Origin of the sequence: Streptomyces marispadix (genome assembly GCF_022524345.1) — a bacterium.
GTDB lineage: Bacteria > Actinomycetota > Actinomycetes > Streptomycetales > Streptomycetaceae > Streptomyces > Streptomyces marispadix.
This window is the reverse complement of record NZ_JAKWJU010000002.1, coordinates 5439205-5464455: the sequence shown is the minus strand read 5'-3', so window position 1 is coordinate 5464455 and position 25251 is coordinate 5439205. Positions and strand designations below refer to the sequence as shown.

The 25251-nt window shown below is 72.0% G+C and carries 22 protein-coding genes; 13 read left to right on the top strand and 9 right to left on the bottom strand.

The annotated features are described in order from the left end of the window. Window positions 1–5: 5 nt before the first annotated feature. Window positions 6–422, top strand: a complete 417-nt coding sequence (locus tag MMA15_RS22810) for a trypco2 family protein (protein ID WP_241061965.1) — start codon at window positions 6–8, stop codon at window positions 420–422. Window positions 423–731: 309 nt separating this feature from the next. On the opposite strand, the gene MMA15_RS22805 is transcribed toward MMA15_RS22810, so the two are convergent. Then, a complete protein-coding gene (locus MMA15_RS22805; protein ID WP_241061964.1) occupies window positions 732–1457 on the bottom strand; it encodes an HAD family acid phosphatase in 726 nt (241 codons plus the stop codon). Window positions 1458–1998: 541 nt separating this feature from the next. Between MMA15_RS22805 and MMA15_RS22800 the strand changes: the two genes are divergently transcribed. Together MMA15_RS22800 and MMA15_RS28555 are read left to right on the top strand one after the other, a co-directional pair. Next, a complete protein-coding gene (locus tag MMA15_RS22800) occupies window positions 1999–2469 on the top strand; it encodes a hypothetical protein (RefSeq protein WP_241061963.1) in 471 nt (156 codons plus the stop codon). 449 nt (window positions 2470–2918) lie between these two features. Beyond that, the gene (locus MMA15_RS28555; RefSeq protein ID WP_372498288.1) at window positions 2919–3365 is read left to right on the top strand and encodes a CDGSH iron-sulfur domain-containing protein; all 447 of its coding nucleotides are present in this window, start codon (window positions 2919–2921) and stop codon (window positions 3363–3365) included. Here MMA15_RS28555 and MMA15_RS22790 read toward each other — a convergent pair. Together MMA15_RS22790 and MMA15_RS22785 are read right to left on the bottom strand one after the other, a co-directional pair. Then, window positions 3339–4448 carry an iron-containing redox enzyme family protein gene (locus MMA15_RS22790; protein ID WP_241061962.1) on the bottom strand — a complete coding sequence of 370 codons (1110 nt, stop codon included), beginning with the start codon at window positions 4446–4448 and terminating at the stop codon, window positions 3339–3341. The two genes, MMA15_RS28555 and MMA15_RS22790, sit on opposite strands and share 27 nt — an antisense overlap. Then, window positions 4445–5728 (bottom strand): carboxylate-amine ligase, encoded by a 1284-nt coding sequence (locus MMA15_RS22785; protein ID WP_241061961.1) that lies wholly within the window; start codon window positions 5726–5728, stop codon window positions 4445–4447. The genes MMA15_RS22790 and MMA15_RS22785 overlap by 4 nt, the downstream gene beginning before the upstream one ends. A gap of 350 nt (window positions 5729–6078) precedes the next feature. On the opposite strand from MMA15_RS22785, the gene MMA15_RS22780 reads away from it, so the two are divergent. Together MMA15_RS22780 and MMA15_RS22775 are read left to right on the top strand one after the other, a co-directional pair. Then, window positions 6079–6273 carry a YjzC family protein gene (locus MMA15_RS22780; protein WP_241061960.1) on the top strand — a complete coding sequence of 65 codons (195 nt, stop codon included), beginning with the start codon at window positions 6079–6081 and terminating at the stop codon, window positions 6271–6273. A gap of 130 nt (window positions 6274–6403) precedes the next feature. Further along, on the top strand, window positions 6404–7159 hold the full coding sequence (locus MMA15_RS22775) for a methyltransferase (RefSeq protein ID WP_241061959.1): 756 nt from the start codon (window positions 6404–6406) through the stop codon (window positions 7157–7159). 31 nt (window positions 7160–7190) lie between these two features. Here MMA15_RS22775 and MMA15_RS22770 read toward each other — a convergent pair whose 3' ends face one another. The 5 genes from MMA15_RS22770 to MMA15_RS22750 form a co-directional block, all read right to left on the bottom strand. After that, a complete protein-coding gene (locus MMA15_RS22770; RefSeq protein ID WP_241063379.1) occupies window positions 7191–7718 on the bottom strand; it encodes a DUF6328 family protein in 528 nt (175 codons plus the stop codon). Between the two features lie 120 nt (window positions 7719–7838). Continuing rightward, window positions 7839–8723 (bottom strand): SigB/SigF/SigG family RNA polymerase sigma factor, encoded by an 885-nt coding sequence (locus MMA15_RS22765; RefSeq protein ID WP_241061958.1) that lies wholly within the window; start codon window positions 8721–8723, stop codon window positions 7839–7841. Window positions 8724–9030: 307 nt separating this feature from the next. Further along, complete coding sequence (locus MMA15_RS22760; protein WP_241063377.1) at window positions 9031–11055, bottom strand: CocE/NonD family hydrolase; 2025 nt, start codon at window positions 11053–11055, stop codon at window positions 9031–9033. Window positions 11056–11066: 11 nt separating this feature from the next. Next, window positions 11067–12356: an ATP-grasp domain-containing protein gene (locus MMA15_RS22755; RefSeq protein ID WP_241061957.1), complete on the bottom strand. Its 1290-nt coding sequence runs from the start codon at window positions 12354–12356 to the stop codon at window positions 11067–11069. A gap of 363 nt (window positions 12357–12719) precedes the next feature. Next, on the bottom strand, window positions 12720–14453 hold the full coding sequence (locus MMA15_RS22750) for an FAD-dependent oxidoreductase (protein WP_277400498.1): 1734 nt from the start codon (window positions 14451–14453) through the stop codon (window positions 12720–12722). A gap of 160 nt (window positions 14454–14613) precedes the next feature. On the opposite strand from MMA15_RS22750, the gene MMA15_RS22745 reads away from it, so the two are divergent. The 8 genes from MMA15_RS22745 (at window position 14614) to MMA15_RS22710 (ending at window position 23809) form a co-directional block, all read left to right on the top strand. Beyond that, a complete protein-coding gene (locus MMA15_RS22745; protein WP_241061955.1) occupies window positions 14614–15591 on the top strand; it encodes a pirin family protein in 978 nt (325 codons plus the stop codon). Window positions 15592–15884: 293 nt separating this feature from the next. Continuing rightward, on the top strand, window positions 15885–16061 hold the full coding sequence (locus MMA15_RS22740) for a hypothetical protein (protein WP_241061954.1): 177 nt from the start codon (window positions 15885–15887) through the stop codon (window positions 16059–16061). Between the two features lie 128 nt (window positions 16062–16189). Further along, complete coding sequence (locus MMA15_RS22735; protein ID WP_241061953.1) at window positions 16190–16588, top strand: lasso peptide biosynthesis protein; 399 nt, start codon at window positions 16190–16192, stop codon at window positions 16586–16588. Window positions 16589–16802: 214 nt separating this feature from the next. Further along, a complete protein-coding gene (locus MMA15_RS22730; RefSeq protein ID WP_241061952.1) occupies window positions 16803–18062 on the top strand; it encodes a hypothetical protein in 1260 nt (419 codons plus the stop codon). 5 nt (window positions 18063–18067) lie between these two features. Further along, window positions 18068–18412, top strand: coding sequence for an actinodefensin-associated protein B (gene adfB, locus MMA15_RS22725; protein ID WP_241061951.1), 345 nt, complete (start codon window positions 18068–18070; stop codon window positions 18410–18412). 6 nt (window positions 18413–18418) lie between these two features. Then, the gene (locus tag MMA15_RS22720; RefSeq protein WP_241061950.1) at window positions 18419–19222 is read left to right on the top strand and encodes a hypothetical protein; all 804 of its coding nucleotides are present in this window, start codon (window positions 18419–18421) and stop codon (window positions 19220–19222) included. Next, complete coding sequence (locus MMA15_RS22715; RefSeq protein WP_241061949.1) at window positions 19212–21815, top strand: S9 family peptidase; 2604 nt, start codon at window positions 19212–19214, stop codon at window positions 21813–21815. The genes MMA15_RS22720 and MMA15_RS22715 overlap by 11 nt, the downstream gene beginning before the upstream one ends. 14 nt (window positions 21816–21829) lie before the next feature. Next, entirely contained in the window at window positions 21830–23809 is a 1980-nt protein-coding gene (locus tag MMA15_RS22710; protein ID WP_241061948.1) for an ABC transporter ATP-binding protein, read from the top strand. Window positions 23810–23939: 130 nt separating this feature from the next. On the opposite strand, the gene MMA15_RS22705 is transcribed toward MMA15_RS22710, so the two are convergent. Next, on the bottom strand, window positions 23940–24926 hold the full coding sequence (locus tag MMA15_RS22705; protein ID WP_241061947.1) for a helix-turn-helix domain-containing protein: 987 nt from the start codon (window positions 24924–24926) through the stop codon (window positions 23940–23942). Window positions 24927–25251 lie beyond the last annotated feature (325 nt).

Below are 25251 nucleotides of genomic sequence, written 5' to 3'. Positions count from 1 at the left end.
ATGCCGTGCCGGACTTCGAGAGCGTCGAACTGGCCGCCGCCGTACGGGCGGTGAGGGACGAGCTCGTACGCGCCTCGGCCGACGCCGAGGGAGAGACCGTGCGCTTCGACGTCGGTGAGATCGAGATGGAGTTCGCGGTGGAACTCCGCCATGACGCGGGCGCCAAGGGAGGCTTCAAGGCGTGGGTCGTCAGCGCGGACACCGACGCGAGAACGTCCCGTGCCCGCACCCACCGGGTGGCCTTCACCCTCACTCCGAGGAACGCCGCAACGGGCCGTGGAGTGGAGATCGGCGCCGACTCCCCTGGAAACACAAGGGACTTCGGGTCGGTGTCGGCGGGAGGGGCGAGGCGCGGGCTTCGTACGGACGGGTCCGCCGAGCACGACGCCCGTACGGACGGGTCGCCCGGGGACGGCCGCTGACGCGTCGCCACACGGCGGGGTAGCCGGGAGCGCGGAGACCGCAGCCGGCCCCCCGGGGCGGTGCCTGGCGCCGGTTCGCAGACCGGGCACGGCGGCGTTCAGGGAGCGCCCGGACCCCGTCCACACCGGGCGGTGAGACCGCCGTAGGGCCTGCCGTCCTTCCCCGGCTCCCGTGCCCCGGGGAAGGACGGCGAGCGACGAGCGGCTACCGGCGGACCGGCGCGAGCGCCGCCGTTCGGCAGACGTGCATGAGCCGTCCTTCTCCCGTCCGGCTCCGGCTCAATCTCCGGCTCCGGCTCAATCTCAGCCTCAGTCCAACTTGCCGTCGTAGTCCGGCAGTTTGAAGGTCTTCTCCGCGTGCCCGCCGACCATGTCGGTCGGGGTGTTGCCGATGTTGGCGATGATCTTGTAGCCCTTGGACTCGATCTCGGCGCGCTTGGCGGTCTTGTACTTGCTGACCTCGTCGAAGATGTCGGGCAGGTCCCGTACGTACAGACCGGCGATCGGGAAGCCCTCCTTCTCCAGGTTGTCCTTGGTGAGCGAGTAGATGATGCCGGGGCGTGCCGTGACGAAGTAGACGGCCACACCACGGGAGTCGGCGTAGCGGGCGAGGTCCAGGGTCTGCTGGACGGCGGGGGTCGGCAGCTCCCAGACGGGGTGGAAGGCCGTCTCCAGCGAGGTGTTGTCGATGTCGAGGACGATCGCCATCTTCTCGCTCGCCCCCTTGGAGATACGGTCCTCCAGATACGGGCGGGCCTCGTCCGTCACGGCGCTGACATCGCGCTTCCAGGTCTCGTAGTCGACATCCGCGAGGACGCCGTGGCGGTCCCCCGAGTGACGGGGGCGAAGAGCGGGCGCCGTGGTGGTCGCGGCCGAAGTGGTGTGCGCCGCCGACTGCTTGCTGTCCGTCGCGGTGGACTTGGCAGGGACCGTGGGGGTGGCGGTGGCGGGCGCGACACCGACCGCGGTCACCGTCGCGACGGTCGCGACGGCAGCGGAGACCGCTATCCGTGTTGTCCATTTGCGTCCATGCATGGGGGGTAACTCCTGGGTCGCAGAGTCGACATGGGCTGGCAGGGGCCGCCGCCGGACCCCGGCGGGCGACTCGTGTCATGTTCGCGTCTCATCATGGACGGCGGGCGAAGTTCCGGCTACCGATCGGTAGTGACGAGATGTTCCGCGCCACCGAACCGGCAGGCGGAACGGACCACTTGGGCCCCGGCCCGCGCCCCGCGCCCCGCGCCTCGAACAGTCACCGACCGAACCGGCGATGACATCCGGCTGCGTGGGAGTCATGTGGAGCCGCGCCGGACCAGGGCAAGAACCCGCACGGCGGGATGGCTCGAAATCGCCCCAGGCGGTCTTGCGTTCAACCGAATCAGGGGCATCAATTAGGCATCGCGTGACTGACCTGCAAGCCAGACACCGCGGCGCCCCGGAGTGCGGCCTGAGCCGCGGACCGTTCGCGCTCCCGGAGACCGCGGCACGCAACGGCACCCCCACACCGTCCCCCGTGTCAGACGTGACGCGACGACTGCGGTGGTCATGCAACTCCCCCACAACGGAAGGCACTTCCATGGGACGCAGCAGATCAGCCCTGGGAACAGCACTGGGAACGGCCGTACTCGCGGCGGGCGCGATCGCGTTCGCCCCGGCCGCGTCCGCGGTGGACCCGACGACGGCGACCGTCTCGGCCGACTGCGGCAGCGCGGGCTCCGGCGAGGCGAAGCTCACCGCCACTCAGGACGGCACCGCCGCCACGATCACGCTCACCTCCTCGGCGGTGAAGGCGCCGATCGACGTGGAGGCGGGGTCGGTCGAGACCACGCTCACCCTCTCCAAGAACGGCAGCGACACCGCGACCTTCACGGGCAAGTCCAACCCGGCGATGTCCGCGGGCGACGACGTCGACTCCGGCCCGCTGAACGGAACCGTCGCCGCGGGCGACGTCATGGAGGCGAAGTCCGTGAAGATCGTCATCTTCGGGACCATCACGGTGAACTGCACCGCCACCTCGGCCCAGTCGCCGGGCCCGTTCACCTTCTGAGCACCTGAGCACCTGAGCACCTGAGCACCTGAGCACCTGAGCAAGCGAACCACCGTCCGCGCGGCGGTGCGGAGGGCTCCCTCCGTGCCGCCGCCGGACACCCCATGCCGTACCGCGCCGACGGCAGCCACAGCGCGATGGGTCGGTTCTCCCTCGGCGGGAACATCGGCTTCGCCGCCGCGCCCCTGGTGGGCCGACGGCTCGGATTCCGGGACCGTCCCCTCGCGGTAGACGTTTGCCCCGGCGTGCCCGAGGCACCCCGGGCCGAGCGGGTACGGGCGAAGTGCGAGCGGCACGTACCAGCGGACGTAAACCGAGGACCCAGATCGAGGGACGCAGATCGAGGGACGCAGATCGAGGGACGCAGATCGAGCCCCAGACCAGAGGACACGGGCCAGAAGATCCAAGAGACACAGCCCAGAAGACGCGGGCCGGAGAGGGTGAGCGCGGTGGCGACGACGCCAGGCGCACAGGACGATGCCGACGCCGCCGCGGACGCCTGGCTCCCACGCCGTCCGCGGGACGCCGACGGGCGTGAGCGCCGCCGGGTGGTGATCGACCCCGGCGGTCCCGTCCTCGTCGAGGGACCCGTGGAGGTGGAACTCGGCGACGGCCGCACGGTCTGCTCGGACCGCTTCATGGTCGCCCTGTGTGCGTGCAGGCGCAGCCGTGACTATCCCTGGTGCGACACCAGCCACCGTCGCCACTCGCGTGCCCGCCGCTCCGAGCCGACATCGGAAGCGGCGGCCGATCCCCGGGACGGCTCACCCCGGGACGGCTCCGGCTCCGACTCCGGGTCGGGCTCCAGCTCGGGCTCCAGCTCCGGCTCGGGCTCGGGCTCGGGCTCGGGCTCCGGCTCGGGCTCCGGCTCAGACGGCGAGCGGGCGCCGCAGTGAACTGACGCCCCTGTCCCACGAGTCGGAGAGATGTCCGGCCAGGCGCTCCTCCAGAAGTCCGGTCGCCTGGATCCCGAGGGTCACGTCGGCGGCGAGTTCAGGTTCCCCGGCGAGCAGCCCGCCCACCACGTCGCGGCGCATCACCTGTTCGTGTACGGCATCGGCCTCGACGTGCTCGGTGTAGAAGAAGACGCAGTCCTCGTGGGCGCCCATACGTTCCAGTGCCGCGGCCAGGCGCCGGGCGCTCGGCGCGGTGGTCGTCTCCGCCGCGGCGAAGTGGCCCACGAGCGCACCTCGCAGCGAACGGTGCAGCCCGAAGAGCGACATCATGTTGACGACGGCCAGCGCTGGTGCCGGAACGTCTTCCAGATAGTGCAGATAGCCGCTGTCGAGTCCCGCCCCGTCCAGCAGATCCGCGAACAGCCGGGAGTGCACCCGCTGTTCGCGTCCCGCTCCGAACTCGTCGTACTCCACCGCGACCAGCGCGGCCTTGGCCGCTCCCCTCAGCCGCGGAACGACCCAGACGTGCGGGTCGGCCTCCTTGAGGTGGTAGACCGAGCGGTGCACCAGGAACTCCCGCATCTGCCACCACTCCCCGCTCTCCGCGAGCCTGCGGGAGACGCCGGAGCCTCCGGGGGGCTCCACCAGCAGCGCGTCCAGCTCCCGTGTCACATCGCTTCCTCCGGGTACGGAGGTACGCAGCCCGTTCAGGAACGTCCGCTCCAAGTGGCCGCGCAGACGCAGCAGTTCGGGGTCCCACTCCCAGCCGGGGTCTACGCCGCGCCAGCCCTGGTAGTGCAGCTCGTAGCAGAGGTGCAGGGCCAGTTGCAGGTCCTCGCCGAAGGGGTCGATTCCGCCGCCGGGCCATTCGGCCCCCTCGCCCGGGTCGCCTGCTTCGCCCGAGTCGCCGGGTGCGGGGAGGTGTCTCCCTGCGGCGGGGCCATGCGGCGCCGCCAGGGCGTCCAGCACCGCCCGGGACAACGGGCCGCGCGGCTGCGGCAGTTCGGCCGGGCCGCCGGGGCCTGTCGGTTTGGGCACGGGGGCCGCGGCGGAGGCGGCGGCAGTTGCGGCGACGCTCGTCATGGCTCCCTCCTGGAGACGGAGACGGTCGGCGTTCGGTCCGGCGACAGTGCCTCGTCCACGGGGCGTACGGCCTCTTCGGCGAGCCGCCCCAGCAGCGCGCGGTGGCCGCGTGCCGCGGCGGCACGCTGACGCTCCGCTCCGGTGCCCGCCTCCGTGAGCCGCCCGAGCAGCCGCTGTACGCGCTCCAGATCGCCGGACTCCTCCAGAGCGGGCGTCACTTGGCGGATCAGTTCGTACAGGAGCCTCGTCGCGGGGACGGTGCGTTCACGCCGCAGGTCGACAGCGTCCCCGTCCAGACCGTGGCGTGCGGCGTTCCACACGGCGGCAGCGGCGAGCTGGTCCCGTACGGGCGGTGCCTCGATGCCGCGCTCCAGTTCCTCGACGGCGGTGGTTACGAGGGCACGCGAGAGCGCCGCCTGCAAGACGGCCTCGTCCACGGTCGCGGCGGCGTCGGCGACGCGGAACTCGACGGTGGGGAAGCACTCCGAGGGCCTCACGAGCCAGAAGGTCTGCCGGGCGTCGGCGAGCGTCCCGCAGGCCACCAGCCGGTTCAGTTCCTCGTCGTAGTCGGCCGCGGTAGCGAAGTGCGGCGGGACGCCGGAGCCGGGGAAGCGGGACTGCATGACCATGCGCCAGCTTCCGTAGCCGGTGTCGAGGCCGTGGTGGAAGGGGGAGTTGACGGACAGGGCGAGCAGCGTCGGCAGCCAGTGACGCAGCCGGCCGACCACGGCCACGGCCGTCTCCCGGTCCGGCACCCGCACATGGACCTGGCAGCCGCACGCCTCGTAGTCGGAGACGACGCCCGCGTAGATGTCGCGGATCTCCTCGTAGCGCGTTCCGCGTGTGAGCTGCGCGGGGCCCGCCGTGTGGGCGGGGGCGCCGGTGGGCAGGACCACCAGCCCCAGCCGCCGGGCCTCCTCCGCCAGGCGGCGCCTGCCCGTGCTCAACTGCCCGGCGAGTTCGGACAGTTGCGTGCAGATCCCGGACGTCGTCTCGACCTGGCTGGCCATGAGTTCGTGCTTGAACTCGGTGCCGTCCGAGGCCCTACCGCGTCGCAGCTCTTCGAGGACGCGCTCCGCGGCCGGTACGGGGAAGCCGGTCATGGGATCGGCGAGCAGGAACTCCTCCTCCACTCCCACGGTGACCGGGGGGCCGGGCGCGGCGCCCGTCGCGGACGGCGCCGGGGCCTCGCCGGTCGCGCTTGCCGGGGAGGCCGGGGACTCCGGGGAGGCCACCGGGCGCAGCGTGGCGGCCCGGGAAGCGGGGGAGCCATCCGCCATCGGTTCCTCCTTGAACGGCTACGGCGCCGCCGGACGCGTGCGACGCGGAAGCACGAGGCGCGGGCCTGAAGAGCCGGGTCCGGGTCCAGGTACGGCTCCGGGTCCGGGTCCGGTGCGAGTACGTCCCGTACCGCTGCCGCAGCTCGGCGCCTCCGCCACGGACTGCTTACGCGGGGATTGCCTGCGCACGCCCCGTCGAGTGCGCTGTCGGTTGCCCATCGATTGCCCTGTCGAGGTAGCCGCCCGCGGCTGGGCCAAACGTGTGCCCGCACACCCCCGGGTCACCGGCCCGCGGCTCCTTCGGGGGCCCACGACTGGCAGCGCGCGATGCCCCGCCGTAGACAGGCGTTGTGAGTGAGTACAAACCGTTCCGCCCTGGAGAGGTCGTCCCACAGAGCGGCATCTACGGCTGCGACTGCGGCAGCCGGCACCGCTGGAGCACCGATGTACGGGGCCACCGCTTCCCGCCGCTGCCCGCGGGCTGCACGGGGAGCTGCTGGACGCTGACCACCGAGACTCATCCGATCTCCGGAAAGGCCGTCTAGCAGCGGAGAAGGGCCGCAGGACGTTCGGTCCCGGCCCTGGCTCGGCCAGGCCCGTTCCCGGCCCCGGCGGCCGGGTCCCGGCTGAGCCTCGGCGCGGTTTCACGGCCGTCCGCCGAGGAACACGGCGGTCGTGTGGCTGCTGAGACCGCCCGGGGTGTACGTACCCCAGGGCGACACCAGACTCCTGCTGGAGGCTCTGCGCGGCACGACGGTCCCCCGTGACGCCCGCATGCTCGACGTGTGCACGGGCACCGGCGTGGTCGCTCTCGCGGGCGCACGCATGGGCGCCGCGGAAGTGCATGCAGTGGACCTCTCGGCCCGTGCGGCGATGGCGGCACGCCTGAACGCCCGCATGCGGGGACTGCGCGTCACCGTGCACCGGGGCGACTTCCTCGACCACCCGTCGGGCCGCTTCGACCTCGTCACGGCCAATCCGCCGTACGTCCCCAGCCCGGTACCGCGACGGCATCGTGGCCCGGGTCGCGGTCCCGTCACGGGCCGTACGGCCGGCGGCGAGCGCGCAGGGGGCAGCGGCGGCAGCCGCGCCTGCGACGGCGGCGACGACGGACGCGAGCATCTCGACCGGCTCTGCCTGCGGGCACCGCAACTACTCGCCGAGGGCGGCACGTTGCTGGTCGTGCACTCGGACATGTGCGGAACGGAGCGGACGCTGGCGCTGCTGCGCGAGGCCGGCCTGAAGGCCGCGGTCACGGCCCGCGGCAGGCAGCCGTTCGGGCCGCTGCTGAGGGCACGGGCGGGATGGCTGGAGCGGCGCGGGCTGATCGCTCCGGGCGAGCGCGAGGAGGAGCTGGTCGTCGTCCGTGCGGACGCCCCCGCGTCCGGCCGGGCTTCCGGCTCCGCTTCCGCGCCCGCTCCCGGACGCTGAGCGGCCCGGCCCCTGCTCGTGGGCCCGACCGTCACCGCCGTGGGGCGTCCTTCGCGGCGCGGGCCGCTCCCCGACGGGCATGACGCCTGCGCAGCCGTGCGGGCAGCACGTACCAGCAGCAGACGAACCACACCATGACGGCACCGGCGAGGATCTCGGCCAGCAGGCCGCCCAGTACGACGTGGAGGATGAGCAGCAGGGTGCAGCCGACCGTCAGGGCCAGCAGCACCATGCCGCACATCATCAACCGGGCGGCGCTCTCGACCACTTCGTCCTTCATGCGCTGCCCGGACAGGAAACGGTGGATGGAGACGGGAGCGATGAGCGCCGCCGTCGCACCGGCACCCACGACGACCGTGAGCGTGTAGACGCCGCGGTCGAAGGTGCCGAGACCGGCGAAGCGCGGGGTGAACGCGACGCTCAGCAGGAATCCGAAGAGGATCTGCACGCCGGTCTGGGCGACCCGGGTCTCCTGAAGGATCTCCTGCCACTGGCGGTTCACACGCTCGGTCGCGCTCTCGACCGGCCCGTCCTTCTCGACGGGCCCCACGCGCCGCACTCCGCCGCTGCCGTCGGCAGGTCCGGTTTCGCCCGTCGCTCCCAACTCCGTACCTCCGTCTGCGTCCTCTGGCGTGTGCACGGCCTCAGTTCGCGGCGGCCCCGGGGCCGGTGCGGTGGGTCATGCGGCGGCGAGCCTGCTGTGGTGTTCCCGCTCGGCGCCGGTCTGGCCGGCCTGGCTGTCTTGGCTGTCTTGGCTGTCTTCCCGCGCGAGATCCGCATCGACTTCCCGCTGAAGCCGCTCACACGTACGGCTGATCAACCGCGACACATGCATCTGCGAAATCCCCAGCCGATCCGCGATCTTCGTCTGCGTCATATCGCAGAAGAACCGCAAATACAGAATCCGCCGCTCACGCTCCGGCAACCGCCGCAACCTCGGCGCCACCGACTCCCGATACACCACCCGGTCAAACCCCGGCTCACCACACCCCAACGTATCCACCAGCGAATACCCGTCATCCGACCCCGGCAACTCAGCATCCAAGGACAACGTGCTGAAACTCTCCAACGCCTCCAACCCCACCAGCACATCCTCCTCCGACAACCCGCAGAACTCCGCGATCTCACCCACCGACGGACCACGCTCACCCGACACCAGAGCCAACTCACGCCGCGCCGACCGCACCCGATTCCGCAACTCCTGCACCCGCCGCGGCACATGCACCCCCCACATATGATCCCGGAAATGCCGCTTGACCTCCCCCACGATCGTCGGCACCGCAAAACTCTCAAACGCACACCCCCGCCCCGGATCGAAACGACCCACCGCCTTCACCAGACCCAACGCCGCCACCTGACGCAGATCCTCCAAAGACTCCCCCCGATTACGGAAACGCAACGCCAACCGCTCCGCCATCGGCATCCACGCCCGCACCACCTCCTGCCGCAACTCCTCCTTCTCACGCCCCTCAGGCAACGACGCGATCCGACGGAATTCAGCAGCAGTATCCGGCGCATCATCATGCGAATGACGCGCACCACCGGAAACCACAGAAGACACCATCAACGCTCAACCTCCCCAACGACGGCTGCCGAACAGCAACACCGCAGGAGAGGCACAAGCGGAAACAGACCCCAAAACCAAGGCCCGAGCGGACACACACGTCCCACTCCCGCGGCTGTGCCTTCTTGCCGAAGCACTCGACCCACCGAATGCCCGAGTTGTCAACGGCCAAACGTGTCAAGGCCGTACCGATCCGCGTGCGAGAGCGGCCGCATCCGGGACCCCGTATGCGAGATCCCGGACGCGGTCTGCGGAATTCGCACCCTCGTAACGCCCGGCCGCCCCGATCACTTGTCGCAGCGGCGGTTCACACGTGGTCCCGTGGAATCGTCAGGTCCCAATTTCGCGACCGCACACGGTGGTTGTCCTCGTATGCGTCCATGGTGGCGTGCAGATAGAAGTTCGACGCGTCGGAGGTCAGCACGGTGTGCGTGTTGGTGTGCACGTCCCAGTCGCCGCGGGCGAAGCCCATGACCCAGTCGATCTCGCCGCGCACCGAGCCGAAGTCGTCGCCGGTCCAGACGTAGCGCTCGCGGGCGTTCCGGGTCACGTTCAGGTCGATGTCCTCCATGTGCATGATGCCCAGGTCCTTCACGACCTCCAGCGCCGAGCGGTAGCCGACGAGGTCACGCGAGACCGTCCAGCGCTGTTCGCCCGGCATGACCACGGTGCTCGACAGCGGCGGCGCGCCCTCCGGTTCGCCGAAGAGCGGCGTCGGAAGGTCGTCGGGCTCGCCGATCGAGCGGATCGGAAGCTCCAGCTCGCTCTCCTCCGGGTGCACGGTCAGCCGTACGGGCTCGGGCGGCGGCCAGGCCAGCGGCCAGTACGACGTGGACAGCGCGATCCGGATGCGGTGGCCGGCGGGGAACGCCTGCGCCACGCCGTTGAGCTGGACGTGCACCCGCCGGCGGCGGCCGGCCTCAAGCGGCCGGGGCTCGGCATGGCCGTCGCGATGGGTGAGGTTGAGCAGCCCGTAGGTGGCCCTGGTGGCGCGGCCGTCCGGCGCCACGTCGGAGAGCCGCACCGCCAGCATCGCCAGCGGCCGGTCCACCTCCAGCGTCGCCCGCAGCACCGGCCCGCCCAGGATCTCGCAGCGTTCCGCCAGCGGCTCGCTCTCGAAGACGAGCGAACCGCCGTCCTCCTCACGCTGGTCGTAGGGCAGATCCGGAGGCGCGTTGTACGAGCACCACTTGCCGGCGAACTGGCCCACCGACAGCGGGGATTCGACGCTCAGCGGAGGCGAGTTCAGCAGTTCGCCGGGCCGCCCGATGCGGTGCTCCCCCAGCGGGTGCCCGACGCGGCACACATGCGGCGAGAGCCAGCCGGGCTCGCCCACCCAGCGCCCGGGGCGTTCGTCGTAGGCGGTGGACGGCGGCATGCTCTCCTGCATCCACGTGCAGAGCATCGGGCCGTCCATCACGCCGTTGTCCTCGTCCTTGAGCCAGTGGTCCCACCAGCGCACGAGTTCCTGGAGGAAGCCGATGGCGGGGCCCGGGACGCCGAGGTGGGGATACTTGTGCGACCAGGGGCCGATCAGTCCCCTGCGGGGCACCTTCAGCCGCTCCATCAGCCGGAAGACGGCGTTGGAGTAGCCGTCGGCCCATCCGCTGACGGCGAGCACCGGGCACTCGACGTCCGAGTAGTCCTCGCAGACCGAGCCGTGCCGCCAATAGTCGTCGCGGCGCTGGTGGTTCAGCCACTCGGCCAGCCAGGGCTCCATTCCGTCGAGCCGCTCGTACCACATCTCCCGCCAGCCGGGGCCGACGATCTGGGGGTCGGGCGGGCAGGAGGTGTAGGCGAACATCGTCGACGCCCACGACAGGTTGTCCGTCAGCAGGCACCCGCCCATGTAGTGCACGTCGTCGGCGTAGCGGTCGTCGCTACAGCAGAGCGCCGCGATCGCGCCGAGGCCCGGGGGGCGGCGGGCAGCGAGCTGAAGGGCGTTGAAGCCGCCCCACGAGATGCCCATCATGCCGGTGCGGCCGTTGCACCACGGCTGGGCGGCCATCCATGCCAGTACGTCCTCGCCGTCCCTGAACTCCTGTTCAAGGTACTCGTCGTCGAGCACGCCCTCGGAGTCGCCGCTGCCCCGCAGGTCCACCCGTACACAGGCGTAGCCGTGCCCGGCGATGTACGGGTGGTTGATCGAGTCGCGGCGGGCGGTCAGATCTCGTTTGCGGTACGGGATCAGCTCCAGGATGGCCGGTACCGGGTCCGTGTCGGAGGCGACGGGACGCCATATCCGCCCGGCGAGACGGGTTCCGTCCCGCGTGGGAATCCAGACGTGCTCCTCCTCCTTGACGGCCTGCGGCCCGGCACTGACCTCCTTGATTCCCGGGGTCTTCACGCACTCTCCTGATCGTCGAGTTCGAACGGCAGCAGTTCCACGCAGCGTCGGTACTTCTCTTCCAGCCCCTGCTCGTCGTCGGCCCCGATGTACAGGGCCGCCAGCTCGTAGCTGTAGCTGTCCTGCATCGGCAGTCCGGACAGCCGCCCGCCCTCCTTGGCGACGATGTCGATGATGGTTCCGGGCACCTCCCGCTCGACCCTGGCGATGTCGTCGGGGCCGGGGGTGCTCCGTACGTATGCGTCGGAGAAGCGCCGCAGGAACCACTTGCCGGCGATGCGGTACGGGCCCTCCCGGTACGGCAGCCGGGGGTCACGGCCGAGCCCGAGGCTGACCATGCAGTGATGGTTGGGCAGGCCGTCGACGTACTCGAAGAGCGGGGCGTGCGACTGGGAGAGCCTGGGGTTGACCTCCACGATGTCGATGCGGTCCCGCTCGGGGTCCCAGAAGTACTCGATGTTGAACGTCGAGTGGTCCAGGCCCATTTGGAGAGCGACGCGGCGGGAGACCTCGATCAGCCGCTCGGCGACCTCGGGGGGCACCGACGACGGGTACTGGTAGCGCAGGAAGCTCGACGTGCCCGGATACAGCACGGAGTCGACCACTCCGTAGACATGGGCGGTGCCGTCGAGGCAGTAGCCCTCCACGGTCAGCTCGTGGCCGTGGGCCTCCTCCTCCGCGAGAGCGGCCTGGCCTCCGGCCTCCTCGATCACCGGGGGCAGGTCGAGGAGCGAGAGCACCTGGTCGAACGCCTTCCCCACTCCCGGTACGCCGTCCCGGATGCGGGCGGCGGCCTCCGCGAACTGCTCCGCGTCGTCCACCTGGAAGGCCAGTTCGGAGGAGCGGGACTTCACCGGCTTGAGCCACATCGGGAAGTCCAGCGCCGGCGGCGGCGACGGGTCTTCGAGATCCACGAGGGCGAACGCGGGGTGCGCGTCGCACACCTTCCGCTGTTCGAGCCTGCTCCAGTACTTGTGCTCGCACTTGACGACGGACTCCAGCGACGCCGAGGGCAGCCCGTGGCGTTCGCACAGCAGCGGCACCATCGAACTCACCGGAAAGTCCCAGTAGCCCACGATCGCGTCGATCGGCCCGTCGAACGCCGCCAGCCTGCTCTCGGCCTCCTCCAGCAGTCCGCGCATCGGCACCGTGCCGCCGCTCTGTAGTTCCTCACGGCCGAGCAGCCCATGGAAGCGGTACGCGGACTGATGAGGCAGGTCGTGCAGAAGCTCACGGTTGCGCTCGTCCAGTCCGAGTACGAAAACGTTCACCGGCCTTGCGGACATGGCCTCCGGGTAACCGCGAGGGCGTGCGTTAGTCCGGACGGTACGGTCCGGGGGCGGACGGCCGGTGCGCGGCGGGACCGGTGGGGACGGACGGTCCGGAAGGAGTCGGCTGGCGGGCGGCGGGCGGCGCCGACGTGTCCCCCGGCGCCAGAGATCAGCCAGGTCGGGGGCGGGGGCCGCCACCTCCGGCACCGGCGACGGCGACGGATACGACGCCGACGCCGGGAAGATCGCGGATCAGCCGGGAGCAGGGCGTGCCATTGCCCGTCGGGGCTTGCCGGGGCCTGTCGGGGCCTGTCGCTGCTCCCGGCGTCCTGGCGGGGACCCTCGGCGTACTCGCCTTCGCCGCCCCCGACGTCACCGTCAGTACCCCTTCACCTCGGGCCATGCCAACTCGAAGCCCTGCCGCACCAGTTCGGCCTGGAAGTCCGCCAGCAGCCCAGGAGTGCCGTGCACCTGGTGCGGCTCCACGTTCCGCGTCAGACAGTGCGCGGCCAGGGCTCCGGCCGCCTCCCCGGCGTTCCACTCGACGGGATGCAGCCGGTAGCAGCCGGTGGTGATGTGGGTGGTGCCGATGTTCTTCGCCGCGGGCAGCAGATTGCGCATCCTCACGGGCAGCAGCGCGCCCAGCGGTATCCGGAACGGCAGGCAGCCCACATCGATGTAGTTCCGGCCGCCGGTGGAGGGGTGCAGATCGATGCGGTAGCTGCCGACGCCGACGGAGTCCTCGTGCGGGGTGGCTCCTCGCTCCCCGCGCAGCGCGAGCGACACGTCGTTCTCTGTGACGGTCGTGACCGCCTCGATGCGGCGCGATTCGCGTATGTAGGGGGCCATGGCGAGACCGTCGCGGGTGCCGGTGACGTCGGGGCGCAGCCGCAGCCCGGGGAAGCCGGTGCCGCCGTCGGCACGCGGGGCCTCCGTCTGCATCCAGTACAGCAGGCTGAGCGAGAGCTGTCCGGCCTGCTCGATGTGGCGGGACGCCTCCGCCTCGTCCACCTCGACGACGTTGCCCAGCCAGTAGTCGTTCATGGGCCAGTTGACGAGCGTGACGTCGGAGTCGAAGGCGCCCGCCGCATGGTTGTTGCGGCTCACGATGCGGCGGAAGAGCCACAGGGGCTTGTCGCCGCGGTCCTCGCACTGGTCGGGGGAGAGCGGGCCGTCGGGCTCGGCGGGATTGGGGTCGAAGGTGCGCTCGAAGGGAAGCAGCGTCGCGGGGTCGGGTGCCGTCCAGCCCAGCAGCGGGCCCGGCCAGAAGTCCGGGCGGTAGTCGCGCCAGAAGCCGTAGCCGTCGGGTCGGTCGATCACGTGGTTCTCGCCCGCCCTGTGGTCGAGGGCGAAGCAGACGGTGATCCCCTGCATGTCGGCGGGGTCGGCGACAGCGGGCGCGGAGGGCTCGCCGTGCTGCTCATGGCTCTCGGCTCCGGTGATGTACTCGGTGCCGGTCAGCGGCAGCAGGTCCCCGCCCTCCGTGGCGTCGAGTACGTAGTCGGCGGTGACGGTCACGGAGACGCCGGGCTCAGTGCCGGTGCCGGTGCCGGGTGTGCCGGGTGTGGCGGGCGTGACGGAGGCGACGGGTGTGACGGTGCCGGTCTCCCGCAGCTCCACCGCCCGTACGGCGTCGCCGTCGGTGTGCGCGGCGGCGGGCGCGTACCCCAGCAGCACGGTGAGCCTGCCCGACGCCCGGTACGGGGCGAGCATCGCCTCGATGACCGCGAGGGCGACCCTCGGTTCATGGCAGAGCTTGCTGACCCGTCCCGCGCCCGGGTTGAGGCTGCGGTCGGCGCGTGCGGCCGGAGTCAGCGGGTAGTTGCGCCGGTAGTAGTCGCGGACGCCTTCCCGCCACTGCCGGTAGGAGGCGGTGCAGCCGAACTGCTCGATCCACGGGTGCTCGTCCGGCGGCACGGCCTGGCTGGTCGACTGGCCTCCCAGCCAGGCGGTCGGTTCGCTGAGCACGGCGGTACGGCCCGCACGGCACACGGCGAGAGCCGCGGCCACGCCTCCCAGTCCGCCGCCCACGACGAGGACGTCGCATCCAACCTCGGTCACGTTCCCTGCCTCTCGGGTCGGTCTCCGGCGCGCGAGCCGGTACGTACACATGCGGGCGCGGGCGGACGGACGGGCGCCTCGGCCCGGCGGCCCAGCGCCCTTACGACACCGTCTGCCATCATCGAAGAGCCGGTCCAGGGCTGGTCAAGGGCTGGTCAGGCCCGGCGCCACGGCGGCGCCAAGGCCCGGACGTCTACGGGAGGTTCGCACGGTGAGCAGCACCGAGACCGATCCGTCGGAGATCCTCTGCGCTCCGGGCGGCGGGCCACGCACGCATATGGAGGTCCTCACCGCGCGGGACGTGCCACTGGGCGGTCCGAGAGCGATGACGGTGCGGCGCACCCTGCCGCAGCGGGCCCGGACCCTGATCGGCGCATGGTGCTTCGCCGACCACTACGGGCCCGACGACGTGTCCGTGACGGGCGGCATGGACGTCGCCCCGCATCCGCACACGGGTCTTCAGACGGTGAGCTGGCTCTTCGAGGGCGAGATCGAGCACCGCGACAGTCTCGGCACGCATGCCCTCGTACGGCCCGGCGAGCTGAACCTCATGACCGGCGGCCTCGGAATCAGCCACTCCGAGGTCTCCACGGAACGCACCGCCGTTCTGCACGGTGTGCAGCTCTGGGTGGCCCTGCCCGGTGAACACCGGTACACCGCACGGGACTTCCACCACCACGTGCCGCGGCCGGTGCCGCTCGACGGCGGCGAAGCCAGGGTCTTCCTCGGGGCGCTGGCGGGCGAGGTCTCACCCGTGCCGGTCTTCAGCCCGCTGCTCGGAGCCGAAGTCACCCTGGAGCCGGGGGCGTCCACCACCCTTGCGGTCGACCCCGGCTTCGAGCACGGCCTGCTGGTCGATCTCGGCGACGTCGAGGCCGCCGGAACCGTGCTGCGCCCGCGTCAACTCGGCTACCTGGGGCCGGGAAACGCGTCGCTGACGCTCACGAACACCACCGACGCGACGGCCCGCGCGGTTCTGCTCGGCGGCACTCCGTTCGAGGAGGAGATCGTGATGTGGTGGAACTTCGTCGCCCGCAGCCACGAGGAGATCCTTCAGGCACGGGAGGAGTGGCAGCGCTCCGCCGACAGGTTCGGCAGCGTGGAAGGCTACGACGGTGACCGGCTGCCCGCCCCGGCCGCGCCGATCACCACGCTCAGACCGCGCAGCAATCCGCGCCGCCGGGGCTGAACTCCGGGAGCGCGGCGGCAGACGCCGCCGCCCCGGCCGGCAGTCGAATGTCCGGCCGGGTCTCGGGCGGGCGGCATTCGGCCCTGTCAGACCGGCTCGATCGAGCCGGGATCGACGTCCCGGCATTTGTGTGCCCGCCGCACATTCAGCGAACGATTCATCGCTCCTCCAGGCCGCCGTTTCCTCGTTCTTCCAGCATTCTTGAAATGTTTGTCCAGCCTGTCGGGGGTGTGATGTCGTCGGGTCAAGAGGACGGCCAACAGGCGGTCCGGAAACCCGAGTTGGGGGAAGTCATGTCTGCGACGTCTCTTTCCGAGCGGCTCGCCGGAAACGGAATGCAGCAGCATCTGCACGCCGAGGCGACCGCCGTCGAGGAGGCCTGTGTGCCTCGCTACGAGTCCTGCGCCTGGGACTCGCAGTGCTGCCACGGGCTGATCTGCGAGTGGTTCCACTGCTACTTGCAGGGCTGACGCTCCGCAGGTGAACCGGTCCCGCCGGGGCGACGGCAGTACGCCGTGCGCCCCGGCGGGGTCCGCCGGCGGGGAGGGACCGGGCATTCCCTTCCCGGTTCTCACGGGGACGCATTGGGGGCAGGGAAATGCTGGGACTCTGGAAGGCCGCGCGCAGCGCGCGGGAATTCGTGGAATCGTCGCGCCGCGACGGCGGAACCTACGAGCTGAATTGGCCACCGCTGCAAGGGAGTACCCGTGGATCGGCGAGGGGCGCGCCGCTCGCGGTCGCCCGGCTGCGGATCGCGGAAAGACTGCTGATGGGTTTTCTCGACCCGGTCGAGGACGCGTTGTTCATCACCCACGGGCTTCGTTCGCTTGGCTTTCCCGCCTCGTTCCATCTGGGACGTGAGACGGCGCCCACGGTCGCACCCGGCGGCTTCTACGCGTGGACGCAGTGCGGCAGTGCCGTGCTGACCACGTCGCTGCCGGTACGGGAGGAGTACACCGAGGTGCTGAGTACGGGCGGAAGGGAAGCACTGTGCTGAACGTCGTGACCGCCGAAGGGGACGGCGCGGTGCACTGCACGCCGCCGCGGCAGCGGACCGGGGTGACCGGGGTGACGGTGGAGGCCGGCTCACACGCGGCTTCACCCTCACCCGCGGCGGACTCGGCGCGGGCGACGTCTTCTACCGCCTGGCGCCCGGCCGCCTCGAATGGAGCGAGAACGCGCGGGACTTCACGGACGGCACCGGCCGGGACGTGCCGGGCGCGGGCACCCTGCTGGCGCTGGTGCACGGCCTGGCACCGCCGCCGGACGCCACGTCCCTGCCCGGGGTGCGGCGCCTGTCCCTGGGCGCCTCGGTGAGCGTACGGGCCGACGGCGCCGGAGTCACCAGGCGGCGGCCCGCGCTCCCGCAGGAGCCTCCTGGGCTGCTGAGCGCCGTCGCCGACGTGCTGGACGGCATCCCCGGCGGCTATGCGATCGCCTACGGCGGAGGGCTTTCGTCGGCCTTCGTGGCCGTGGCCGCGCTGAGCGCGGGACACCGGCCGCCGCTGATGCACGCGGAGTTGGGCCTGCCCGGCGAGCGGCCCGCACTCGCCGCCGTGCCGGGGCTCGACGTACAGCGGGTGCCGCTCGACGTGTACGGGCTGCTGGACCACCACAGCGTGCCCCTCGGCGGACTGACGCCCCCGCTGCCGGACGTGGTCTTCCCGCGCAGGATCGCGGCGGCCCTCACCGAGGCCGCCGGGCGTCCGCTCGTCTCGGCGGCGCTGCTGGAGGACCTGACGGCGGCGAAGCTCCCGGACGTACCGAGGGGCCGTCGCGACTGGCGGCTGCTGACATGCGAGCCGTTCCATCTCTCCGGTGTGCTCTCCGGGTTGGAGGAGGCCGCCGCGCTGCTGGAGCAGGGCGTCGTGCGCAGCGACAAGCCCGCCCCGGACGCGCCCGCGGACGCTCAGCCGCCGGACGCGCCCCCGCCGGTTCCACTGGGCCGCAGGGATCTGCCGGGCATGACGGCCGAGGGACGTGTGGCGCTACAGACCGTCCAGCAGGCGTCGTTGTCCGTGTGGAAGGACCATCTGGACTTCCTGGGTCCGCTGCTGGGCCGGGCCGACGCGGGCGTGACCGAGCGGGTCGCCTGGGACGGGACGGTCTTCCCGGCCACCGATCCGACGGTGCTGGCGGCGATGGAGGCCGTCCCCGCCGAGCGGCTGGGCCGCATCTCACGCGGAGTCTTCCGCAACAACAGGCCGTTGACGGGTGCGGTGGCCCGCCACCGGCTGCGCGGGCTGCGCCGTGCCTCGTCCTCCTACGACCTGCGCCTGGCAGCCGCCGCGTATCTGCACCGGGAGAGCGCGAAGGTCGTCGCCGAGCTGGAACGGGAGAGCGCACTCGCCGACATGGGGCTCATCGAGGCGGACACCGTGACGGGTCTGCTGCGGCAGAGCCCCGGCCGCACGGACCAGGCGCTGCCGCTGCTGCGACTGCTGTGGATCGACCGATGGCTGAAGGGCTGACTCCGATGACTCCTGCGTCTTCTCATCCGTCGTCACAGTCGCCCTCGGCGTCACCGTCGCCCCCGGCACCGTCAGCGTCACCGTCGTCTCCGTCCTCGTCGCCGCCTCCGGCCGCCGCGAAGGGCCTGGCGCTCGCCCCGGACGTACGGCTGACGTGGCTTCCGTACGGCGGTGCGGTGCTGCTGCACGGCAGGACGCTCGCGCTCGCCGAGTGCGACGAGCGTGACGCCGCGCTGCTGGGGCGGCTGCTGGCCGGAGAACGCCCCGATCCGGACGACCCCGAGGCACTGCGGGTGGTCCGCGACCTGATGGATTCCCGGTGGCTCCAGGTCACCGACGTCGCGAAGTGAGGTCCCATGCCATCCCGAATTCCGCAGGCCGCGCTTGCCGCCCTCGCCGGACCGCTGATCGCGGGCGGAGCGGCGAAGCTCCTCACGCCGGCGGACCGCCTGGCGTGGCCGTTCCGTTCCGGGCCGCTGCGCGCTCCGCGCGGTCCGAAGCTCGCAGGCGGTGCCGAACTCGCCGCCGCCGCCGGGCTCGTGCTGCTTCCCGGCCGGGCGGCTCCGGCCGCCGCGCTTGCTGCCTACGGCACGCTGACCGCCGTCGCACAGTCCCTGCACGGCGAGCGCTGTGCCTGCTTCGGCGCGGCGCGGCTGGCGACCGTGGGCCGTGCACACGTGGGAGCCAACGCGGCGGGAGCCGCCGTCGCCGCGGCGCTGCTCGCTCCCCGGCTGCCCGCCCGGCCACGGCTGCGCGGCACGGTCGCGGCGGTGGCCGCCGCGGCCACGGCCGCCGGAGTGCTCGTCGCCGACCGCCGCAGGGCGAAGGCGGAGCAGGAGGCCGCCGCGGAGGCCGCGGCCGGATGCGACAGCACGGTCGCCGGTGTACGGCTCTATGTGTCGGCCAACTGCCCCGCGTGCCGTGCGCTCAGGCAGCTCATCGGCGAGATGGAGCCCGCGCGCCGGGAACGCGTCGAGACGAACGTCGTCGAGGGCGGCAGCGAACTGCCCCCGGACATGGCCGAGATGTCGGTGCCCGCCGCCGTGCCGGTCGACGGCTCCGGCGAGGCCGTGTGCACTCCGGTGTCCGGCATCGGTGCGGTCAAGGCGCTGATCGACACCATCGTGATCACCGCACGGGATGTGCCGCATGCCGCCTGACACGCTCACGGCGGCGGGGGCGACGGCGACACCGGGAGCACCGGGGGCGGCGGGGGCGCTTGCGGTTCGGCCAAGTTCCGCGACCGCGGACGAGCCTCGCGAACTCGACCGGGAGACCGTGCACTTCGGCCCCGGCCTGACCATGTGGGCCGTGCTGCGCCACGCCCGGCAGCCGTCCGTGGACGAGTACCACCCGGCGAGTGAGCACTGGCGGGACCTGATCGTCGACCCCGTGCTCGGCGGCGTCGCCCCGGCCCGCGCCCGGCATGCCCGCGTCACCGTCGGCGGCGCCCGTAGGGCACGGCCATGGGAGCTGCCGGTGCGCACGCTGCTCGCCGCGGGGCTGGCCTGGCACCCCCGGCTGCCGATTCTCGCGGGGCTCGTACAGCGGAACGGAGCCCTGCATCCGTGGACCGCCGACTACGCCGACGAGCGGCTGACCGTCTATGAGGAGGTACGGGCGGCCTTGTCGCTGTCGTGCCGCCGCCCGGGGCTGCCCACGTTCGCCTGGTGCGCGGACGGTGAACTCGCCCTGCTGACCCGGCCCTTCGCCGAGCGGGGCCGCCCCCCGATGGACGGCGCGGACGACCTGAACGACCCGCACGACCCGCGCGACGCGGACGATCCGCACGGAGCAGCGGTGAATCAGTGGTCGCCGGTGGTGTACGAGGCGGAGGGCCCACGCCATGTCGCCTTCCTCCCGGGCCTCGGCGAACTGCGGCGCATCGCGGGGGCGTCCGTCTCGCTGCTCCACCCGGCGACCGGCGTGCTGCGCACCCTCACCCCGCCCCTGCTGGTGGGCGGGCTCGCGCCCTCGCCCGACGGCAGCCGTCTGCTCGTCGAGCACGCCACCGCCGCACACGGCGAACCGGTCCCGGCTCCCCGCTCCGGCGACGGGCTCGGCTGGTCGCGGGCCGTGCTGCCGGCCGACGACGGCGAAGCGGAATGGACGCCCGTACCGGCGAGCACCCGCTGGGCGCACGGCCTCGGCCACACCCTCGCGGCGGCCTCCGAACGCGCGGAGGGGACCGTCGTCGAGGTGCGCAACGCCCCTGCCGCAGAGGTGACTTCCCCCATACGGGACGACGCAGCCGACACATCGGGGCTCTCACCGAGGACGTCCGCCGCACGGGCCGTCCCCACGCCGGGCGTCAGTCCCGTACCCGTATCCGCCGCAGATGCTTCCCGCACCGGCGAACTGCCCGCCGCACACCGGCTTTCGCTGCCGCACGGAGACGACGATCCGCCGCGATGGTGGGCGTGTGTGACCGTAAGCGGCGGACCGGTGGTGCTCAGTCGGCACCGTGCAGGACTGCTGACCGCCGCGAGCGCCGCGAGGCCCGGGACGGATTCCCCCGCAGACCGGCTCCTTCGCCTACCGGACGGACTCGAACGGCTCGGCCCCTTCGCCACCGAGTACGAAGGCGGCGTCGTCGTCCAGTGCGTACGGGAGGGGCGCGCGGGTTTCCTCGTCGTCGATCCGGCGCGGGGCTCGGCACGCACCGTGCTGGAACCCCCGCCCGAACTCCCGCCCGGCGAAGGGGGGCCGGCGCTGGAGTCCGCCCGCGCGAGCGCCGACGGCGACGGTCCGCCCCGTCTCGTCGTCTGCCGAGGCGGCCGATTCCGCTGCCATGAACTGCACGACGGACTGTTGAAAACGGTGGACGCTCCCGTTCCGGAGAAGCTGATCGCAGCGGGCCCCGCACCGACGGCGCCGAAGCCGCCCGCGCTCGGCCTTCCCCCCGCCCGCGGCGGCGTGAGCGCACGGCTGTCACCGCTCCCCCACCGCACGGACAGGGCAGGCACCGGCCGCGAAGGCACCGATCCGGAATGCGGCGACCCGGCAGGCACCGGCCCAGAAGGCGCCGACGACCCTGTCACGACAGGGCAGTTGCTGTGGCTCCATGTACGCCGTGCGGAACCGGGGGACAGCGGCACCGGCGCGTCCGCCGAGGCCGTGCCGCATCTGACGGACCTGCGAGCACCGGCCGCGCTGCTCGACCTCCCCCTTCACTGGCCCGACGGCGCACGCGCGGAGGAGCTGAGGCAGCAGATCGTCCACGGCGTCGAGCAGGCGGTGACCGCGCTGCGCGGTACCCATGGGCGTACCGGTCCCGTGATCGTGGGCGGGCACAGCTTCGCCGCCACGGTCGCACTCGTCGCGCTGGCACACTGCCCGGATCTCGCCGGTGCCGTCGCCCACAGCGGCTGCTACAACCGGACGCTCACCCCGGAGGGCTTCCAGTACGAGCGCCGAAGCTACTGGCAAGTCCCCGGTCTGTACCGGGCGTTCAGCGCCCTGGACTTCGCCGGGCGACTGTCGCGGCCGGTGCTGCTGGTGCACGGCTGCGACGACACCAATCCCTCGACGCCGCCGGACCAGGCAGTCGGGCTGTACCGGGCGGTGGTCGCGACGGGCGGACGGGCCCGCCTCGTCCTCCTCCCCCGCGAGGGACACACCTTCCGTCACCGGGAGAGCCTCACGACGGTGACCTCGGAGCACGAGGCGTGGCTGAGGACCTGCGCCGCCGCCTCCGCCGCCCGTACCGGAGAACCGGTCGGCGGACAGGTCGGCGGACACGTCGGCGGATAGGGAGGGACTTACCGATGAGGCGAGACGCCCGGGAGAACCGTACGGACGCTGCCGGTCATACGAGCGCCGCGGCCCGTGAGGACGGCACGGACGAGAGCGAACGCCGGGTCACGGCACGCGAGTTGATCCAGGCGTGTGCGTTCATCGTGCGCGCGGCCTGGCAGGCGGACCGCAGGCGCCTGTGCGGCGTCGTCGCGGTGCAGTTGCTTACAGCCGTCGGCATGGGCGTACTGGTGCTGGTGCTGCGGGACACCCTCGGCACGGCGTTCTCCGTCGGCGGCAAGGGCCGCAGCGCCGAGGACGGGCTGATCGCCTCGCTGTGCGGGCTGGTGGTGCTGGCCTCCGCCGGCGGGGTGCTGCGTACCGTCTCCTCCGGATGGCAGCGGGTGCTGACGGTGAAGGTCGACCGGCACATCATGGCGGGGGTGCTGCGCAGCGCCGCCCGTTCGGAACTCGCGCTCTTCGAGGACCCCGCCTTCCACGACCGGCTCAAGAGGGCGGTGTTCGCGTCCCGTTCACAGCCGGTGGTGGTGGTGACGGCGCTGATCGGCGCCGTACAGGCCCTGCTGAGCATGGCCGCCGTCTCCGCCGCGTTCGCCGTGATGGCCTGGTGGTTGCTGCCCTTCACGGCACTGTCCGTACTGCCCGTGCTGAAGGCCGCCCGCGACGAACGCAACGCCGACTACCGGCTGCACGGGCGCCTGGCCGAGGGCAGGCGGGTGCGCGAGTATCTGGAGCAGCTTCTCGCGGGCCAGGACGCGGCCAAGGAGATCCGGGCCCTCGGGCTGGGAGACACGCTCCAGGACAGGTGGGAAGGCCGCTACGCCGAGGAGATCGCCTCCACCACGGACATGCAGAGCCGCCACACGCGGCGCAAGGCGGTCGCCAGGCTCCTCGGGGACGCGGTGTTCGTGTCGGTGGTGGCCGCGATGTGGTGGACGGTCCGCAGCGGCGGAGTCCAACTGCCCACCGCTCTCGCCGCGACCGGCGCTCTGCTCATGCTCGCGACCCGGGTCCAGATGCTCGGCTACGTGCTGAACAACATCGGCGCCTCGGCGGCCTATATGAAGGACGTCAGGGTCTTCACGGCGGACGGCACGGACACCGGCGGCACGCGCCCCGATGCCTCTTCCGCGTTCTGTCATCCGTCCGGTTTCCGTCAACTGCGCGCCGAGAAGCTGACGTTCAGCTATCCCGGGTCTGCCGGGCCCGCGCTGCGCGAGGTGTCGGTGGAGCTGGGCGCCGGTGAGGTGATCGCCGTCGTCGGAGCCAACGGCTCCGGCAAGTCCACGCTGGCGAAGCTGCTTGCGGGCCTGTACGAGCCGGACGGCGGCCGTCTGCTGTGGGACGGGCGGAGCGTGCCCCGCCCCGCGGAGCTGCGCGCGGCCAGTGCCGTCGTCTTCCAGGACTTCGTACGCTTCAAGATGACCGTCCGCGACAACATCGCCTTCGGGCGCCCCGGTTCACCGGCCGACCCGGAGGCGGTGGCCGCCGCGGCGGCCGACGCGGGCGCGGGCGGTGTCGTGGCGGCGCTGCCGCGGGGCTATGAGACGGTCCTCAGCAAGGAGTTCACCGGTGGCGCCGATCTGTCGCTGGGACAGTGGCAGCGGCTGGCCCTGGCGCGGGCCTTCTACCGGGACGCTCCGTTCGTGATCCTGGACGAGCCGACCGCGTCCCTCGACCCGCAGGCGGAGGCCGACCTCTTCCGGCACATCCGGCGCCTGTTCGCGGGCCGCACGGTGCTGGTGATCTCGCACCGCTTCTCCAACGTCCGTGCCGCGGACCGCATTTACGTCATGGACTCCGGCAGGGTGACCGAGCACGGCAGCCATGAGGAGCTGATGGCGAGCGACGGGACCTATGCCCGCCTCTTCCGCTTGCAGGCCGACGCCTACCAGGAGCGGGGCGACCGCAGGGCCCGTGAAGCCCCCGGCGGGGAGGCCCCTCGGGGGGAGACCTCCGGGGGTGCGGCGGCCGTGGCGACGCTGCCGTAGAACCGGGCAGAGCCGGGCGGGCCCCGGCAGAAGCCCGGCTCAACCCGCCAGAAGGCGCCCAGAACCCGCCCGCGGCGGCCGCGGCCTCCGAGCCGCGGCCGCCGCAGATTCCGTTGCCGGCGCGCCGGGCTCAGGACGCGAGCACTCCGAGCAGGCTCTCTCCCCGCCGCGTCAGCAGCAGACGCACCTGTTGTCCCTGGCGTCGGCGCCGCACGAGACCGGCGGCCTCAAGCTGCTTGCAGTGGTGGGTCACCGCGCCGGGCGCGCAGCCCAGCAGCGCCGAGATCTCACCCATCGTGGGACGGTGGTGCGCGTGCCGCAGCACTCGTGCCCTCACGGCGCCCAGAACCGTCTCCAGCGGGGCCGCCCCGCGCCCGTCGGCGGGCTTCCCCAGCGTCGTCAACTCCCGTAGTCCGGGCACGGGATAGCCGATCCAGGCAGGTCCACCCCCTTCCATGCCGACTGCGCAGGCGTCGGCCCCGGAGAGCAACGGCACCATCAGCAGCCGCTGTTCGGGCCTTCCGCCCGCGAGGGGGCGGTGGCCGCCCGGCAGGAGCAGCCCCTCGGCGGTGTAGCCGATCCGCGGCCCCAGACGGGTGAGGACCGCCTCCAGGGTTCCGGTGACGGAGGCGATGCCGACGCGTTCGGCCTCCACCTCCAGCAGATGCCGGGTCCGCCGCCACATCGGCGTGAACGACGCCCAGATGCGCCCTGCCGCCTCCACGTACCCGCGTACGAACGGACCGGGCCGGTCGAGCACCCGCTGCCATACGGCGGGCATCCGGGACGGGAACCGCCGCATCAGGTCCGCCGCGAGCCGGGCGGGAGCGAGTGCCGCGATCCGCTCGAGCTGCACGGGGACTTCGTCCGTGTCGAGCGGCTGCGGCGAGAGGCTGTCCGGAAGCCACAGCCTGCCGCTCTCGCACGCGGGACGCAGCGCCCTCGCCGCCGCCGGAGGGCACGCACGCCGTGCCGCCGCCCTCCACGGTTCGGGCACGCCCTGGGCCACCGTCCCCAGGGCGTCCGCCAGCAGTGACACGACGGTCGCCAGCGGCTGGCTCCCCACCGACACCCTGAGCTCGTCGAGCGGTCCCAGCTTCAGCACCGATCCGTTCATCTCTCCCCCGTATCTCCCGAGCGCCCGCCTTCGGCCGGGCGGCAAGACGCCGGGCGGCAAGACGGGCCTTCGTCATCAGCCGTACCAGAGCCGCGTTGTTCACTTTCACAACCGGCGCCCGTAACAACATGAACCGAACAACGACGGTGCAAATCCGGCGACTTGGCGAACCGACCGGCCAGTCGGACACCTATCAGGCAACGCTTCGTCGACGATCGTGTCCGTGCGGCGCTACAACTCGCGGTCCTCGCGTGCCTTCCGAAACGAGGGGCCGCGGGCGGCGTCCCATGTCAGGGGGCCGGTTTCCGGGGGAGACGGCCCGCGC

Coding starts and splice junctions, on each gene's coding strand:
- MMA15_RS22805 (WP_241061964.1), bottom strand. CDS start 1,457: ATGCATGGACGCAAATGGACAACACGGATAGCGGTCTCCGCTGCCGTC.
- MMA15_RS22800 (WP_241061963.1), top strand. CDS start 1,999: ATGGGACGCAGCAGATCAGCCCTGGGAACAGCACTGGGAACGGCCGTA.
- MMA15_RS22790 (WP_241061962.1), bottom strand. CDS start 4,448: ATGACGAGCGTCGCCGCAACTGCCGCCGCCTCCGCCGCGGCCCCCGTG.
- MMA15_RS22785 (WP_241061961.1), bottom strand. CDS start 5,728: ATGGCGGATGGCTCCCCCGCTTCCCGGGCCGCCACGCTGCGCCCGGTG.
- MMA15_RS22765 (WP_241061958.1), bottom strand. CDS start 8,723: ATGGTGTCTTCTGTGGTTTCCGGTGGTGCGCGTCATTCGCATGATGAT.
- MMA15_RS22755 (WP_241061957.1), bottom strand. CDS start 12,356: ATGTCCGCAAGGCCGGTGAACGTTTTCGTACTCGGACTGGACGAGCGC.
- MMA15_RS22750 (WP_277400498.1), bottom strand. CDS start 14,453: ATGTGTACGTACCGGCTCGCGCGCCGGAGACCGACCCGAGAGGCAGGG.
- MMA15_RS22740 (WP_241061954.1), top strand. CDS start 15,885: ATGTCTGCGACGTCTCTTTCCGAGCGGCTCGCCGGAAACGGAATGCAG.
- MMA15_RS22735 (WP_241061953.1), top strand. CDS start 16,190: ATGCTGGGACTCTGGAAGGCCGCGCGCAGCGCGCGGGAATTCGTGGAA.
- adfB (WP_241061951.1), top strand. CDS start 18,068: ATGACTCCTGCGTCTTCTCATCCGTCGTCACAGTCGCCCTCGGCGTCA.
- MMA15_RS22720 (WP_241061950.1), top strand. CDS start 18,419: ATGCCATCCCGAATTCCGCAGGCCGCGCTTGCCGCCCTCGCCGGACCG.
- MMA15_RS22715 (WP_241061949.1), top strand. CDS start 19,212: ATGCCGCCTGACACGCTCACGGCGGCGGGGGCGACGGCGACACCGGGA.
- MMA15_RS22710 (WP_241061948.1), top strand. CDS start 21,830: ATGAGGCGAGACGCCCGGGAGAACCGTACGGACGCTGCCGGTCATACG.
- MMA15_RS22705 (WP_241061947.1), bottom strand. CDS start 24,926: ATGAACGGATCGGTGCTGAAGCTGGGACCGCTCGACGAGCTCAGGGTG.